Below are 15,116 nucleotides of genomic sequence, written 5' to 3' on the forward strand. Positions count from 1 at the left end.
TCGACGACCTGGCCGCGATCCTGACCGGCGACGGGCGGCCCGCGCTGCGGAACCTGGCGGTCTGCAACGCCGAGTTCGCCGACCAGGTCGCGCTGGGGGTGGCCACCGCCCCGGTGGTGTCCCGGCTGGAGGTGCTCGACCTGTCGATGGGCGTGCTCACCGACCCCGGCGCCGAGGCGCTGCTGGCCGGGCAGCCGCTGACCCACCTGCGCCGCCTCGACCTGCACCACCACTTCCTCTCCCCCGAGGTCGCACAGCGGCTGACCGACGCGCTGCCCGGTGTCCCGGTCGACCTGGACGACCCGCAGACGCCCGACGAGTACCACGGCACCGTCTACCGGTTCACCGCGGTCGGGGAGTGAGCGACGATGACGTTCGGTTCCCACGCCCAGACGTTCGCCGGCCGGCCGGTGGTCGAATTCCCCGCCGACGGGCCGCCACCCGTCGTGGACGGCCCGGTCTGCTGGCGGATCGCCGACTGGCACTTCGACGGCGACACCCGGCAGGACCTCCTGTCGGAGCAGTTCCGGGACCGGTTCGACCGGTTCGTCGAGCAGGTCGGTGACCGGGTCGAGGCGCTCGTCGTCGGGGCCTGGGGATACGCGGCGTTCCACCACGCCCCGATCGCCCAGCTCTGCGCGGCGGCTCCCCGGCTGCCCCGGCTGCGGGCCCTGTTCCTCGGCGACATGGTCACCGAGGAGTGCGAGGTCTCCTGGATGCGGGTCGGCGACGTCAGCCCGTTGCTGACGGCCTACCCGGAGCTGGAGGTGCTGCGGGTACGCGGCGGCGAGGACTTCAGCTTCTCCCCGGTGCGACACGGGCGGCTGCGGACGCTGTCCGTGCAGAGCGGCGGCCTGTCCCGGGAGTTCGTCGCCGCGGTGCTCGGCTCGGAGCTGCCCGCGCTGCACCACCTGGACCTGTGGCTGGGCACCGACGACTACGGCGGGAACACCACCGTGGCCGACCTGGACGCGCTGCTGGCCGGGAAGCTCTTCCCGGCGCTGCGCCGGCTCGGGCTGCGCAACGCCGAGATCGCCGACGAGCTGGCCGCCGCGCTCGCCACCGCCGCCGTGGTGCCCCGGCTGGAACGGCTCGACCTGTCGCTGGGCACCCTGTCCGACGACGGGCTCGCCGCGCTGCTCGACGGGCAGCCCCTGACCCACCTGTCCACGCTCGACCTGCACCACCACTACCTGTCGGAGGAGGCCGCCAACCGGGTGGTCGCCGCGTTGCCCGGCGTCGAGGTGGACGTCTCCGAACCGCAGGATCCGGACGAGGACGACGGGGAGACCTACCGCTACACGGCGGTGTCGGAGTGACATGCGACTGACCGTGGTGGGCAACCCCGACAACCGGCGGGTCGCGCTGTTCCGGCGGGCCGTACGCGAGGCGGGGTTGCCCGACCCGGCGGTGCTGCCCTGGGCGCGGCTGCTCACCGGGGCGGCCCCGCCGGACGCCGACGCCCTGGTCCGGGTCGACTCCCCCGGCGAGGACGCGGAGGTGGACCGGCTGCTGCGCGGCGCGGCCACCCCCGCCCGGCACGGGGAGCTGATCGGCCTCGCCGACACGTACACCGGGCTGGTGGCCGGAATGGGCCGGGTGGCCGCCGGGGGCGCGACGCTGCTCAACCACCCCGACGACGTGGCGGCGCTGTGCGACAAGCGCCGCTGCCACGCGCTGCTGTCGGCCGCCGGGGTGCCGGTGCCGGCGGCGCTCCCGCCGGTCGGCGGCTACCCGCAGTTGCGGGCGGCGATGGCGACGGCCGGCTGGCACCGGGTGTTCGTCAAGCCGGCACACGGCTCGTCGGCGGCCGGCGTGATCGCGCTCGCGGTCGGGCCGCGCCGGGTGCAGGCGGTCACCCCGATCGAGATCACCCCGGACGGGCTGTTCAACTCGCTGCGGCTGCGCCGCTACGACGACGAGGCGACCATCGCGGCACTGGTCGACCGGCTCGCCCCGGAGGGCCTGCACGTGGAGCGGTGGCTACCCAAGGCCGGGCTGGCCGACCGGGTGGTCGACCTGCGGGTGGTGGTGGTCGCCGGCCGGCCCACCCACGCCGTGGTCCGGGCCGCCCGGGGACCGCTGACCAACCTGCACCTGGGCAACGCGCGCGGCGACCTGGCCGCGCTGCGGGCGGCGGCCGGCCCGACGGCGTGGGCGGCGGCGATGGAGACCTGCGAGCGGGCGGCGGCATGCTTCCCCCGGTCACTGCACGTCGGGGTCGACCTGATGTTCCTGGTGGGCTGGCGGCGGCACGCGGTGGCCGAGGTCAACGCGTTCGGCGACCTGCTGCCCGGGGTGCTGACCGACGGCCGGGACACCTACGCCGAGCAGGTGCACGCGCTGACCAGCGGCCGGTGGGACCGGTGGCGGGAGGAGGTCGGATGCGCACGCTGATCGGCAGTCACGACATCTGCCTGGTCACCCTCGACACGCTGCGCTTCGACGTGGCCGCCGAGCTGGCCGGGGCCGGGCGGACACCCCGGCTGACCCGGGCGCTGCCGGGCGGGCGGTGGGAACGGCGACACTCCCCCGCCAGCTTCACCTACGCCGCACACCACGCCTTCTTCGCCGGTTTCCTGCCCACCCCGGTCGGGCCGGGCCGGCACGAGCGGCTGTACGCGGCGGCGTTCCCGGGCAGCGAGACCGCCGGGGCCGACACCTGGGTCTTCGACGCCCCCGACCTGCCCACCGCGCTGGCCGGGGCGGGTTACCACACGCTCTGCCTGGGCGGGGTGGGCTTCTTCAACCGGCGCAGCCCGCTCGGGTCGGTGCTGCCCGGCCTGTTCGCCGAGGCGCACTGGGAACCGGAGTTCGGCGTCACCTCCCCGACCTGCCTGGACGCGCAGCTCGACCGGCTGGCCGAGGTACTGCCCGGCCAGCCCGCCGACCGGCCGGTGTTCACCTTCCTCAACGTCGCCGCCCTGCACCAACCCAACCGGCACCACCTGCCCGGCGCGGCGCACGACAGCCGGGACAGTCACGCCGCCGCCCTGGAATACGTCGACTCCCGGGTCGACCGGCTGTTCGCCCTGCTCACCGGGCGGGGACGGCCGGTGTTCACGATCGTCTGTTCCGACCACGGCACCGCGTACGGCGAGGACGGGCACACCGGCCACCGGATCGGCCACGACGTGGTGTGGACCGTCCCGTACGCCCACTTCGTTCTGCGACCGGGGGAATGGTGACCAGCACCGACACGGGCCTCGACGGCTCGCCGTACCAGCAGTACCTCTACGCGTACCCGCACAAGACCTCCTACCGGGCGCTGCGGCCCCGGCCGCTGCTGGCCGACGTGTGGCGGGCGGAGGCTCGCGACGCGCTCTTCCTCTACGTGCACCTGCCGTTCTGCGAGATGCGCTGCGGCTTCTGCAACCTGTTCACCCGGGCCAACGCCCCGCAGGAACAGGTGACGGCCTACCTGCGGCAACTGCGCCGGCAGGCGGAACGGGTCGCCGACGCGCTCGGCGACGACGCCGGGTACGCCCGGGTGGCGTTCGGCGGGGGCACCCCCACCTACCTGACCGCCGACGAGCTGACCGACCTGTTCGACATCGTCACCGGCACCTGCGGGGCGCGGCTGCCGGGCGTACCGCTGGCGGTGGAGACCTCGCCGGCCACCGCGACGCCGGACCGGCTCGCGGTGCTCTCGGCGCACGGGGTGCACCGGGTGAGCATCGGCGTGCAGAGCTTCCTCGACGTCGAGGCGCGGGCCGCCGGCCGGCCGCAGCGGCGCACGGAGGTGGAGACGGCGCTCGGCGCGATCCGCGACGCGGCGGTCCCGGTGCTCAACATCGACCTGATCTACGGCATCGACGGGCAGACGGCGGCGACCTGGCAGGAGAGCCTCGACGCGGCGCTGGCCTGGCGGCCGGAGGAGCTGTACCTCTACCCGCTGTACGTGCGGCCGTTGACCGGGCTGGGTCGGCGGGCGCACGGCCGGGCCGACTGGGACGCCCACCGGCTGGCCCTCTACGAGCAGGCGGTGCAGGTCCTCGGCGCGGCCGGTTACCGGCAGGAGTCGATGCGGCAGTTCCGCCGCGCCGACGTGCCCGCCCCGGACGGGCCGGACTACTGCTGCCAGGACGACGGCATGGTCGGCCTCGGCTGCGGGGCGCGCTCCTACACCACCGCGCTGCATTACTCGTTCGACTACGCGGTCTCCGTGTCGCAGGTCCGGTTGGTGTTGGACGACTACCTGGCCCGGCCGGCCGACGACTTCCGCCACGCCGAGTTCGGCTTCGCCCTCGACGGCGCCGAGCAGCGCCGCCGGTGGCTGCTCAAGTCGCTGCTGCGCGCCGAGGGGGTCGACGCGGCGGCCTACGCCGCCCGGTTCGGCCGGCCGCCGGGCGCGGACTTCCCCGAGCGGGGGCGGCTGGCCGACCGGGGCTGGGCGGACGCCGACGGGCTGCGGCTCACCCCGGCCGGGTTGGCCCGCTCCGACGCGATCGGCCCGTGGCTGACCTCCGCCCGGGTCCGGCAGGCGATGACCGGGTACGTGCCCCGGTGACCGCTCAGCCGCCGCACGTCCTCCCGCCCCGCACGGAACTGCCGCTGCACGTCATCCCGCCCCGGGCGGCGCAGCCGGCGTGTTCCGGGGCCGGGGCCGCCGACGTCGGGGCGGAGCTGGCGGTGCTCTACCGGGGGCCGCTGGCGAGCTGCAACTACGACTGCCCGTACTGCCCGTTCGCCAAGCGGGTCGACCCGCCGGAGCTGCTGCGCGCCGACCGGGCGGCGCTGGAGCGGTTCGCCGACTGGGTGGCGGCCACCACCGACCGGCGGCTGTCGGTGCTGTTCACCCCGTGGGGCGAGGGACTGACCCGCAGTTGGTACCGCGACGCCATGGTGACGCTGTCGCACCTGCCGCACGTCGACCGGGTGGTCATCCAGACCAACCTGGCCGCCCGGGTGGACTGGCTGGCCGACGCCGACCGGGCCACGGCGGCACTGTGGACGACGTACCACCCGGGGCAGGTCACCCGGGACCGGTTCCTCGCCCGCTGCGCCCGGCTGTCCGAGCTGGGCGTGCGCTACTCGGTGGGGGTGGTCGGCCTGCCCGAGCACCTGGCCGAGGCGCGGGCGCTGCGGGCCGCGCTGCCCGAGACGGTTTACCTGTGGGTCAACGCCGCCGACGGGCACCGGTACACCGCCGGGCAGGAGGCGGCCTGGACGGCGCTGGACCCGCTGTTCGGCTGGAGCGTCCGTCCGCACCCGTCGCTCGACCGGCCCTGCCACGCCGGGGAGACGGCGATCTCCGTCGCGGGTGACGGCACCGTGCGCCGCTGCCACTTCCGGCCCGCGCCGATCGGCAACCTCTACGACGGGTCGTGGCGGGCCGCCCTGAAGCTCCGGGCGTGCGACGCCGCCCTCTGCGACTGCCACATCGGGTACGTCCACCTCAAGCCGCTCGGGTTGCGCGACGTGTTCGCCGGTGGGGTGCTGGAGCGTATTCCCGCAGCCTGGCCGGCGGTCACCTCGCCGTCGGTCCAGACGGCCCAGCCGATCCCCTCCCCCGGCCGGTAGGAGCCGGACGTCGGCTGGCACGTCCTCAGTACGATCGTCGATCTGCCGTCCCCCGGCATGTTCGACGTGGGGCGGGCGGCACGACCGCACCACCACCGTCCGTCACCGTCATCAGGGGACCGCTGGATGTCGACGTCCGTGCTCGACCGGATCAGTGAAGCCGACCGGACGAGAAGCACCGTCCTGTCGTTGGCCGGGACGCGGGAGACCGAACTCCCTGCGACGGTCGGCACCCTGCGCCGGTTGCGGACCCTGGACCTGCGACACAGTCGGATACGCACGCTGCCGCCGACCATCGGGGCGCTGAGCAGGCTGGAGGTGATCGACGCCAACGGCGGGGCGCTGACCGGGTTACCGGCGGAGATCGGTCGGCTGCACCGGCTACGCGACTTGGACCTGGGTGGTTGCCCGGTGCGGGAGATCCCCCGCCAATTGTGGGAGTGCGCCGCCCTGCGCCGCCTGCGGCTCGACGGCGACTACCAGCAGCTACCGCCGGGCATCGGGCAGCTCCGTCAACTGGAGTGGCTCTACATCGAACCGACCTGCCGGCTGGTCTGGCTGCCGCGCGGCTTCTCGGCGCTGCCGTCGTTGCAGGAGCTGGCCCTGGCGCCGGCCCCCGACGGCACGCTCGCCGGGGCGGTGTTCCGGCTGCCCCGGCTGCTCCGGCTGACCGTGCTCGGTGACGGCCCGGTACGGCTGCCCCCGGAGACGGGCCAGTTGAGCCGGCTACGCGAACTCGATCTCGGTGACGCCGTCGTCACCGACCTGCCGACCGAGCTGGCGGACCTGCCCGACCTGATCACCCTGCGGGCGCGGGCGGACCGGCTGGCCGAACCGCTGGGCGAGCTGTACCGGCGTGGTCTGCCGGCGCTGCTGTCCTACCTGCGTGACGAGGGCCGGGACGGGGTGCCGCTGCACGAGATCAAGGTGCTGCTCGTCGGTGAGGGCGAGGTGGGCAAGAGTTCGCTGGTCGGCGCGTTGCACCGGCATCCGTTCCTGGTGGGCCGGCCGACCACCCACGGGATCGAGCTGAGCAGGCTCGCCCTGCCCCACCCGGAGACCCCGGAGGTGGACATCACCCTGCGGATGTGGGACTTCGGCGGCCAGGAGGTCTACCGGATCACCCACCAGTTCTTCTTCTCCCGCCGGTCGCTGTACCTGCTGGTGTGGAAGCCCCGGCAGGGTCAGGACGAGAACGCGATCGAGTTCTGGCTGCGGCTGATCCGGTTACGCATCGGCCGGGACGCCCGGGTCCTGATCGTGGCCACCCACGGCGACGAGCGGCAACCCGAGATCGACCTGCCCCACCTGCGGGCGAAGTTCGCCCCGTCGTTGCTCGGCCAGTGGGTGGTGGACAACGCCTCCGGCCGGGGCGTCACGCAGATCGAGGCGGAACTCGCCCGGCAGGCGGCCCGGTTCCCGCAGATGGGACGGCGGCTGAGCAAGCGGTGGGTGGCCGTGCGTGACGCCCTGGCCACCTTCACCGAACCACAGATCCCGTACGCCACCTACCATGCGCTGTGCGCGCAGCACCAGCTCGACGCCGATGCCGAACAGACGCTCATCGAACTGCTGCACGACCTGGGCACCGTCGTGCACTTCTCCGAGGACGACGGGCTGCGCGACATCATCGTCCTGCAACCGGAGTGGTTGACCCGGGCGATCGGCTACGTCCTGGAGGACAGCCGGACGCGCGCCGACGGCGGGGTGCTCGACCATGCCCGGCTGCGCGAGATCTGGCAGTCGCCGACGCCGGGCCGGGAGCAGTACCCGACCGCCTACCATCCGTACTTCCTGCGGCTGATGGAGAAGTTCGACGTCTCCTACCGGCTGCCCGAGAACGACCGCAGCCTCGTCGCCCAACTGGTGCCCTATCAGAAGCCGGAGGTGCCCTGGCAGGAGACGCCGCTGCGGATGCCCCGGGTCAACACGGTCAGCCTGATCTGTGAACTGTCCGACGAGGCCCCGGGGCTGATCTCCTGGCTCACCGTCCGCAACTACCGGTTCTCCACCGGCCTGCACTGGCGGCGGGGGGTGTTCCTGCGGCACCGGGCGTACCACCTCGATGCGTTGATCCAGCTCGACGACGACAGGCGGCTGTCCCTGGTGGTCAAGGGAGGTGCCCCGGTCTACTTCTTCAGCATCCTGCGCGACGCCATCGAGGACCTGCTGCGCAGCCGGTGGCCCGGCCTGGCTTACCGCCTGCTGGTGCCCTGCGTCAACACGCTTGCCGACGGGCCGTGCCGGGGCACGTTCCCGCTGGTCGCGCTCGACGGGTTCCTCCGGGAGCACCGGACGGTGGTGGCCTGCCACACCTGTCTTCAGGACACCGACCTGTGGCTGTTGCTGAGCGGTTTCCCCCCTGAGCAGGGTCCCGCCTTCGCCGTGTTGGCCCGCCAGGAGCGGCGGATCGCCGAGATCGAACAGAGCATCTCGGCGGTGCACGCCACCGTCGGCCACCTGGAGGAGATCGCCAGCGACACCGCGCTGCTGCTGCACGGTATCCGCCGGATGCTGGCCGTCGAGGTGGCCGACTGCCCGGCGCTGGTCAGCATCTGCGAGGTCCCCAGGTCGAGGTACAACCCGGCCCGACTGCTGACGCACCAGTTCCAGCTCAGCCTCTGGTGCGAGTTCCCCGACCAGCAGCACCGGTGTACGCATCCCGGTTACCCGTTCACCCAGACCCGGGACTGGTTCCTGCGGGCCGGGCCGTACCTGGAGCGGCTGGCCATGGTGTTGCGGCTGATCCCGCTCACCGGCGCGGTCACCGGCCTGCTCGGTGTGCTCGAACCGGCCCGCGCCGCCGAGATGGCCCGGCTGAAGGCGGAGATCGACCTGATGGGCGCGGCGACGAACCTGCTACCGGGCGACCGCGGCACACCACCGCGACCGGCGGTGCCCGGCTCCCCGGACGCTGCCTTCCGCGGCGACGAGGTGGCCGGTTTCCGGGCCGTCCGCGAGCTGCTGTTCGCGCTGGACCCGGCGCGGGAGTTCGCCGGCCTGCGGCGGGTGGTGGCGGAGTCGGGCGACTACCTCTGGGTCTGCCCGGAGCACTACCTGCACTACGATCCGGGGCTGCCGGAACTCTGAGCGGCCCGGTCGGTCAGCGGGTGCGCTCGGCGCGGCGCAGCAGCCCGGCGGCGAGCAGCCCACCGGCCAGCACCGCCACCGCCCCGGCGGTCTGCCCGGTGACCAGCGCCGACGCGAACGCGTCGGTGACCCGACCGCGTGCGGTCTCGCCTGCGGCGGCGGCCAGCGCGGCCGGGTACGACCCGGCCCCGGCCACCGCGACCGGCGCGAGCGCGGCGAACCGGGCGTTGAGCACCGCCCCGAGCACGGCGATGCCGAGGCTGCCGCCCACCTCGGCCATGGTGCCGTCGATCCCGGCGCCGACACCGGCCTTCGCCGGGGGGATGGAACTCATCACCGCCTCGACGATGGCCGGGTTGGCCAGGGCGCAGCCGAAACCCATCACCAGCAGCCCGGTGAGCAGCACGGCGTAGCTGTCGGAGCGGACGTGGGTGACCAGCGTGAGGCCGGCGGAGAGCAGCACCATCCCCAGGGCGATGGCCCCGGGCACCCCGAGCCGGCGGATCAGCCGGGTGGCGACCCCGCCGAGGTTGAGCAGCACGATGGACAGCGCGAACGGCACCATCCGCAGTCCCGCCTCCCAGGCCGGGTAGCCCCGGACGAACTGGAGGTCCTGGGTGAGCAGGAACAGTGCGCCGGTGGATCCGAAGGTGATCAGGACGACCCCGGTGACCGCGCCGACGAACCGGCGGTCGGTGAAGAAGTGCATGTCCAGCATGGGGGCGGCGATCCGCCGTTCCCAGCCGACGAAGGCGGCCAGCAGCAGCACGCCGACGCCGGCCGCGCCGAGGATGGCCGGTGAGGTCCAGCCGCGTTCGGGACCGTCGATGATCGCCCAGACCACGCCGGTGAGACCGGCGGTGGACAGCAGCACCCCACCGACGTCGGGCCGCCCACCCACCGGGTCGCGGGACTCCGGCACCAACGCGAGGCCGGCCACCAGGCAGACCAGCACGATGGGCACGTTGACCAGGAAGATGGCCCCCCACGGCAGGTGGGCGAGGATGATCCCGCCGATGGGCGGTCCGGCGGCGTACCCGAGGGCGCTGGTCGCCGCCCAGAGGCCGATCGCCCGGGAGCGTTCGGCACCGTCGAAGACCTGCATGGCGACGGCGAGGGTGGCGGTGACCAGCAGTGCCCCGCCGACGCCCATGCCGGCGCGGGCGGCGATCAGCTGGTCGCCGGAGCGGGCCAGCCCGGCGGCCAGCGAGCCGACGCCGAACAGCACCAGGCCGGCGACGAGCATCCGGCGGCGGCCGTAGCGGTCGGCGGCGCTGCCGGCGGTGAGCAGCAGCCCGCACTGCACCAGCGCGTACGCGTTGATCATCCACTGGATGTCGGTGGTGCTCGCGTCCAGCTCGGTGGTGAGCACCGGCACCGCCACGGTGAGCACCGTGTTGTCCAGCACCACGGTCAGCTGGGCCAGGCAGAGCACCGCCAGGATCAGCCAGCGCGACCGCAGCGGGGTCGCCGGGCCGGGCCGCGCGGCGGACAGCGCGGTGGTCATCGGGGCGGAGCGTAGCGGGCGAGCGGGTTGGTCAGGGTGCCGGCGAACTGGAGCGCCGCCGACGGGTCGGCGAGGTCGACCATCTGCTGGTTGTTGCGCAGTTGCAGCCGGTTGAGGCAGGACAGGGTGAACTCCTCGGCGAACAGGTCGTGCCGGCGCAGCCGATCGGCCAGGTGCGGCACCCGGGCGGCGTAGTCGGTCGCGCAGTCGGCGACGGTACGCCAGAAGTCGTCCTCGTCGAGCACCCCGGCCCCGGCGAGCACGGCGTTGAGGTGGCGGAAGAAGCAGTCGAAGACGTCGGTGAAGATGGTCAGCAGCTGCTCGTCGTCGGGGATGGCGGCACGGACCCGCCGCACCAGCGGCGGCAGGTCGGCCTCGGGGTCCATCACCACGATCTCCTCGGCGATGTCCTTGAAGATGACCCGCTCCACCACGCCGTCGTGCAGCACCAGGATGACGTTCTCGCCGTGTGGCATGAAGGCCAGCCGGTGGGCATAGAAGCTGTGCAGCAGCGGCACCAGGTAGGCGTCGAGGTAGCGGCGCAGCCACTGCCGCGCGGGCAGGCCGGACTCGGCGATCAGGGCGGCGGCCAGCGACCGTCCGTCGCGGTCGGTGTGCAGCAGGGCGGCCATGGTGGACAGCCGCCGGCCGGGGGCCAGGCCGGGCACCGGGCTCTCCCGCCACAGCGCCGCCAGCATCTTGCGGTACGGCGAGTAGCGGTCGGTGGCCGCCTCGTACTGCGGGTGGCGGTAGCCGACGGCGGCCCGCTCACGCAGGATGGTCAGCCCGGTGCCGGTGAGCACCGGGTCGCCGGTGACCAGGTCGACGAGCCAGTCGTTGATCGCCGGGGTGGCCTCCATGTAGGCCGCCGACAGGCCGCGCAGGAACCCCATGTTCAGCACGGACAGCGCGGTCTTGACGTAGTGCCGGCGCGGCTCGGTGACGTTGAAGAAAGTCCGGATGGACTGCTGTGGCAGGTACTCGTCGGGGGCCTCGCCGAGGCAGACCAGCCGTCGGCGGGCGACCTCCCCGGCGAAGGTGACGGCGAGGCGGTTCCACCACTGCCACGGGTGCACCGGGATGAGCAGGTAGTCGTCGGGGTCGAGGCCGGCGTCGGCCAGGGTGGCGGTGAACCGGGCCAGGGTGTCCGGGCCGAGTTCGGTATGCAGCAGGGTGGCGTAGTCGAGATCGGCGGCGCTGCTGAAGGTGGCGTGGTCGCGGTGCGCGGCGACCCAGACCAGCCGCACCGGACGGCCGGCCTCCGGGGCGTACGCGTGGTATTCACCGATGCCGAAGCCGATCCGGCCGTTGTTGGCCACGAAGCACGGGTGCCCCTCGGTCATCCCCGTCTCGATGGCCTGGAAGTCGGCGCGGGCCAGCTCGTCGGCGCCCACCGCCGGCCGGGTCAGCTTGTACCCGGTGCCGGCCAGGGTGGAGGTGATCTCCTCCAGGTAGACGGGGAGCACCTGGTCGCTGAGGCCGAGCGCGCCGCGCAGTTCGAGGCAGAGGTCGACGGCGTCGAGCGGCAGATCCTCGTCGCCGCGCCGCCGGGTGATGCTCTCCGGGTCGATCTGCCAGTGGTCGAGGGTGAACCGGCGGGCGGTGAAGCGGTACTCGACCGTGCCGTCGTCGGTGCGGACCGCCCACCGGTCGTCGCCGGTGGCGGCGGGCTCGATCAGGCGTTCGTGGGCGAACTCGGCCAGCGCCTTGGCGACCAACAGCCGGTTGGCGTGGGCCCAGGTGGCGGGGGTCAGGTGGGCCACGGATGCGGCGGGGTTCACGCGGGCACGTCTCCTCGGGTGGCGGCCAGGAACTGGTCGCGGGTACAGACGCTGAGCAGGGCGTCCTTCTCCGGTTTGCGGATCGGTCCGACGACGGTGAAGCCGACGGCGGCGTTGAGGGCGTGCACGGCGGTGTTGCGCACGTCGGGTTCGACGACCACCCGTCGGGTGGCCGGGTCGGCGAACAGCCAGTCCAGGACGGTGGTGATGACGGCCCGGGTGAAGCCGTGCACCGGCCGGTCGGTGGGGGCGCAGAGGAAGTGCATGCCGACGTCGCCGGTCTGCGCGGGGTGGAGGCCGACCAACTCGACGCGGGCCGGGTCGTAGCGTTCGGCGAGGAACGTCGGTTCGCCGCGCCACAGCCCGAGGTACGCGTCGTGGTGCGGGTGGTCGGCGATGCCCCGGTACTCCCGGGCGACCCGGTCGACGTCGGCGTCCTGCATCAGCCAGAACGCCGACTTCGGGTGGGTCACCCAGCGGTGCAGCAGCCCGGCGTCGCCCTCCGGGTCGAGTGTGCGCAGCGCGAACTCGCCGAGCGCGGGGTCGTGCCGGCGGTGGACGACGTGGGTCACGAGGTGCCGCCCGCCGGGACGCCGAACTCCTGGAAGGCGATCCGGTCCTCGATCGGGTAGTGCTCGCGTCCGGTCAGCTCCCGGATGATCCAGGAGTTGCGGTACGGGCCCATGCCCAGGTCGGGTGAGGTGATGCTGTGGGTGTGGGTGCCGGCGTTCTGCAGGAACACCCCCCGGCCGGTGTGGTCGATGCTGTAGTTGCGGGCCACGTCGAAGCGGCCGTGGGCGTCGAAGCGCAGCCGGTCGCGGATCGGGTCGAGGAACTGCGGCACCCGGTAGTGGTAGCCGGTGGCCAGCACCAGCCCCTCGGTGTCGAGGGTGAGGTCCCGCTCCTGTTCGATGTTGCGCAGCCTGAGGGTGTAGCGGCCGGCGGCCTCGTCGTACCGGGCGCTGGTGAGTTCGGTGTTGGTCAGCAGCCGGGTCGGCACCGGCCCGTGCACCCGGTGGGCGTAGAGCAGGTCGAAGATGTCGTTGATCAGGTCGGCGTTGATCCCCTTGAACAGGCTCTTCTGGGCGCCCTCCAGCCGGTAGCGGGTGGCCTCGGGCAGCGCGTGGAAGTAGTCCACGTAGTCCGGGGAGGTCATCTCCAGGGTGAGCTTGGTGTATTCGAGGGGGAAGAAGCGCGGCGACCGGGTGACCCAGTTGAGCTGGTAGCCGCAGGCGCCGAGGTCGGTGAGCAGGTCGTGGTAGATCTCGGCGGCGCTCTGCCCGCTGCCGACGACGGTGATGCTGCGCTTGGCGCGCAGCGCCGCCCGGTGCTCGCGGTAGCGGGAGTTGTGGATGACGTCGCCGCCGAGGCCCCGGCAGGCGTCCGGGACGTACGGCGGGGTGCCGGTGCCCAGCACCAGGTGCCGGGCCCGGTGGGTGACCCGTTCGCCGGCCACCTCGGCGTGCACCACGTACCGCTCGTCGGCGGGCTCGTAGGAGATGTCGGTGACCTGGTGGCCGAAGCGGACCGAGGGCAGCTTCGCCGCCGCCCAACGGCAGTAGTCGTTGTACTCGTGGCGCAACGGGAAGAAGCTCTCCCGGATGTAGAACGGGTAGAGCCGGCCGACCTCCTTGAGGTAGTTGAGGAACGAGTACGGCGAGGTCGGGTCGGCCAGGGTGACCAGGTCGGCGATGAACGGCGTCTGCAACCGGGTGGACTCCAGCAGCATGCCGGGGTGCCAGTCGAACTCGTCGCGGGCTTCGAGGAACAGGCCGTCGAGGTCGTCGAGCGGCGCGGTCAGACAGGCCAGCCCGAGGTTGTACGGGCCCAGCCCGACGGCGATGAAGTCGTGGGTCGACACAGGGGTTTCTCCAGGGCGGGGTGGTCAGCCGACGGGGCTGGACAGCTCGGCGGTGGCCCGTGCGCGGGCGTACCAGCCGGCGTGTTCGGCGATCAGGTCGAGCACGTGGGCGATGTCGTCCAGGGTGGTCTCGGGGTTGAGCAGGGTGAGCTTGAGGTGGTGCGCGCCGTCGACCTTGGTGCCGGCGACCAGGGCCGCGCCGGAGGCGGCCAGCGCCTCGCGGGCGTGCAGGTTGGCCTCGTCGACGACGTCGCGGCCGGCGCCCGGCGGCAGGTAGCGGAACACCACGGTGCTCAACTGCGAGCGGGTGACCACCTCGAAGCGGGGGTCGTCGGCGAGCAGCCGCCAGGCGGCGGCGGCGAGGTCGACCACCTCGTCGAAGAGGCTGCCGATGGCGTCGGGCCCCATGATGCGCAGGGTGAGCCAGAGCTTGAGGGCGTCGAACCGGCGGGTGGTCTGCAGGCTCTTGTCGACCTGGTTGGGGATGCGCCGCTCGGCCATCCGGGCCGGGTTGAGGTAGTCGGCGTGCCAGGTGGCGTGGCGCAGCACCCGCCGGTCGCGGACGACCAGGGCGCTGGAGCTGACCGGCTGGAAGAACGACTTGTGGTAGTCGACGGTGACCGAGTCGGCCCGTTCGATGCCGGCCAGCAGGTGCCGCCGGGTGGGCGAGACCAGCAGCCCGCAGCCGTACGCGGCGTCGACGTGCAGCCAGACCCCGGCGGCGGTGCAGATCTCGACGATCCGGTCCAGCGGGTCGATGGTGCCGAAGTCGGTGGTGCCGGCGGTGGCGACCACCGCCAGCACGGTCTGGCCGTCGCGGCGGCACCGGTCGAGGGTGTCGGCCAGTTCGTCGGTGCGCATCCGCCGGCCGGCGTCGGTGGTGACGGTGAGCACCGCGTCGGCGCCGAGGCCGAGCAGCTTGGCGGCCTTCTGGACGCTGAAGTGTCCGGCGGTGGAGGTGATGATCCGCAGTCGGGACAGCACCTCGGGCCGGCTGGGCCGGTCGGTGCCGCCGCCGACGATCCGGGCGTACGCCTCCTCCCGGGCCAGCAGCAGCGCCTGGAGGTTGGACTGGGTGCCGCCGCTGGTGAAGATGCCGTCGGCGGTCGGACCGAAGCCGATCCGCCCGGCGGTCCAGTCGACCAGCCGGCGTTCGATGAGGGTTCCGCCGGCGCTCTGGTCCCAGGTGTCCAGGGAGGAGTTGACCGCGCTGAGCACCGCCTCGCCGAGCAGGGCGGGGATGACCACCGGGCAGTTGAGGTGGGCCAGGTAGCGGGGGTGGTGGAAGTAGACGGCGTCGCGCAGGTAGACGTCGTGCAGTTCGTCGAGGGCGGCGGCGGTGTCGCCGAGCGGA

General features: G+C 73.1%; 11 protein-coding genes and 1 pseudogene. 7 read left to right on the forward strand and 5 right to left on the reverse strand.

The genetic code is table 11. From position 1 onward, the window contains the following. From ACOJTC_RS06925 to ACOJTC_RS06955, 7 genes and pseudogenes are all read left to right on the forward strand, one after another. Positions 1 to 362 (forward strand): annotated as a pseudogene (locus tag ACOJTC_RS06925) (leucine-rich repeat domain-containing protein); the annotation flags it as partial. 6 nt (positions 363 to 368) lie between these two features. Further along, a complete protein-coding gene (locus ACOJTC_RS06930) occupies positions 369 to 1,319 on the forward strand; it encodes an STM4015 family protein (protein ID WP_420116215.1) in 951 nt (316 codons plus the stop codon). Between the two features lies 1 nt (position 1,320). Then, a complete protein-coding gene (locus ACOJTC_RS06935; protein WP_420116216.1) occupies positions 1,321 to 2,397 on the forward strand; it encodes an STM4014 family protein in 1,077 nt (358 codons plus the stop codon). After that, on the forward strand, positions 2,385 to 3,188 hold the full coding sequence (locus tag ACOJTC_RS06940; RefSeq protein ID WP_420116217.1) for an STM4013/SEN3800 family hydrolase: 804 nt from the start codon (positions 2,385 to 2,387) through the stop codon (positions 3,186 to 3,188). The genes ACOJTC_RS06935 and ACOJTC_RS06940 overlap by 13 nt, the downstream gene beginning before the upstream one ends. Next, entirely contained in the window at positions 3,185 to 4,510 is a 1,326-nt protein-coding gene (locus tag ACOJTC_RS06945) for an STM4012 family radical SAM protein (protein WP_420116218.1), read from the forward strand. The genes ACOJTC_RS06940 and ACOJTC_RS06945 overlap by 4 nt, the downstream gene beginning before the upstream one ends. Further along, complete coding sequence (locus ACOJTC_RS06950) at positions 4,507 to 5,523, forward strand: STM4011 family radical SAM protein (RefSeq protein ID WP_420116219.1); 1,017 nt, start codon at positions 4,507 to 4,509, stop codon at positions 5,521 to 5,523. Before ACOJTC_RS06945 ends, ACOJTC_RS06950 begins: the two co-directional genes overlap by 4 nt. A 126-nt stretch (positions 5,524 to 5,649) precedes the next feature. Next, positions 5,650 to 8,613 (forward strand): COR domain-containing protein, encoded by a 2,964-nt coding sequence (locus ACOJTC_RS06955; RefSeq protein WP_420116220.1) that lies wholly within the window; start codon positions 5,650 to 5,652, stop codon positions 8,611 to 8,613. Positions 8,614 to 8,626: 13 nt separating this feature from the next. Here the strand turns inward: ACOJTC_RS06955 and ACOJTC_RS06960 are convergent, their stop codons facing one another. The 5 genes from ACOJTC_RS06960 to ACOJTC_RS06980 all read right to left on the reverse strand — a co-directional run. Then, positions 8,627 to 10,120 (reverse strand): MFS transporter, encoded by a 1,494-nt coding sequence (locus ACOJTC_RS06960; protein ID WP_420116221.1) that lies wholly within the window; start codon positions 10,118 to 10,120, stop codon positions 8,627 to 8,629. Beyond that, positions 10,117 to 11,901 carry an IucA/IucC family protein gene (locus ACOJTC_RS06965; protein ID WP_420116222.1) on the reverse strand — a complete coding sequence of 595 codons (1,785 nt, stop codon included), beginning with the start codon at positions 11,899 to 11,901 and terminating at the stop codon, positions 10,117 to 10,119. Before ACOJTC_RS06965 ends, ACOJTC_RS06960 begins: the two co-directional genes overlap by 4 nt. After that, entirely contained in the window at positions 11,898 to 12,473 is a 576-nt protein-coding gene (locus tag ACOJTC_RS06970) for a GNAT family N-acetyltransferase (protein ID WP_357927490.1), read from the reverse strand. The genes ACOJTC_RS06965 and ACOJTC_RS06970 overlap by 4 nt, the downstream gene beginning before the upstream one ends. After that, positions 12,470 to 13,762: a lysine N(6)-hydroxylase/L-ornithine N(5)-oxygenase family protein gene (locus ACOJTC_RS06975; protein WP_420116223.1), complete on the reverse strand. Its 1,293-nt coding sequence runs from the start codon at positions 13,760 to 13,762 to the stop codon at positions 12,470 to 12,472. The genes ACOJTC_RS06970 and ACOJTC_RS06975 overlap by 4 nt, the downstream gene beginning before the upstream one ends. A 24-nt stretch (positions 13,763 to 13,786) precedes the next feature. Beyond that, the coding region (locus ACOJTC_RS06980; protein ID WP_420116224.1) for a pyridoxal phosphate-dependent decarboxylase family protein at positions 13,787 to 15,116 on the reverse strand (1,330 nt) is incomplete at its 5' end.

Source organism: Micromonospora sp., assembly GCF_048594385.1.
Classification (GTDB): Bacteria; Actinomycetota; Actinomycetes; order Mycobacteriales; family Micromonosporaceae; genus Micromonospora; species Micromonospora wenchangensis.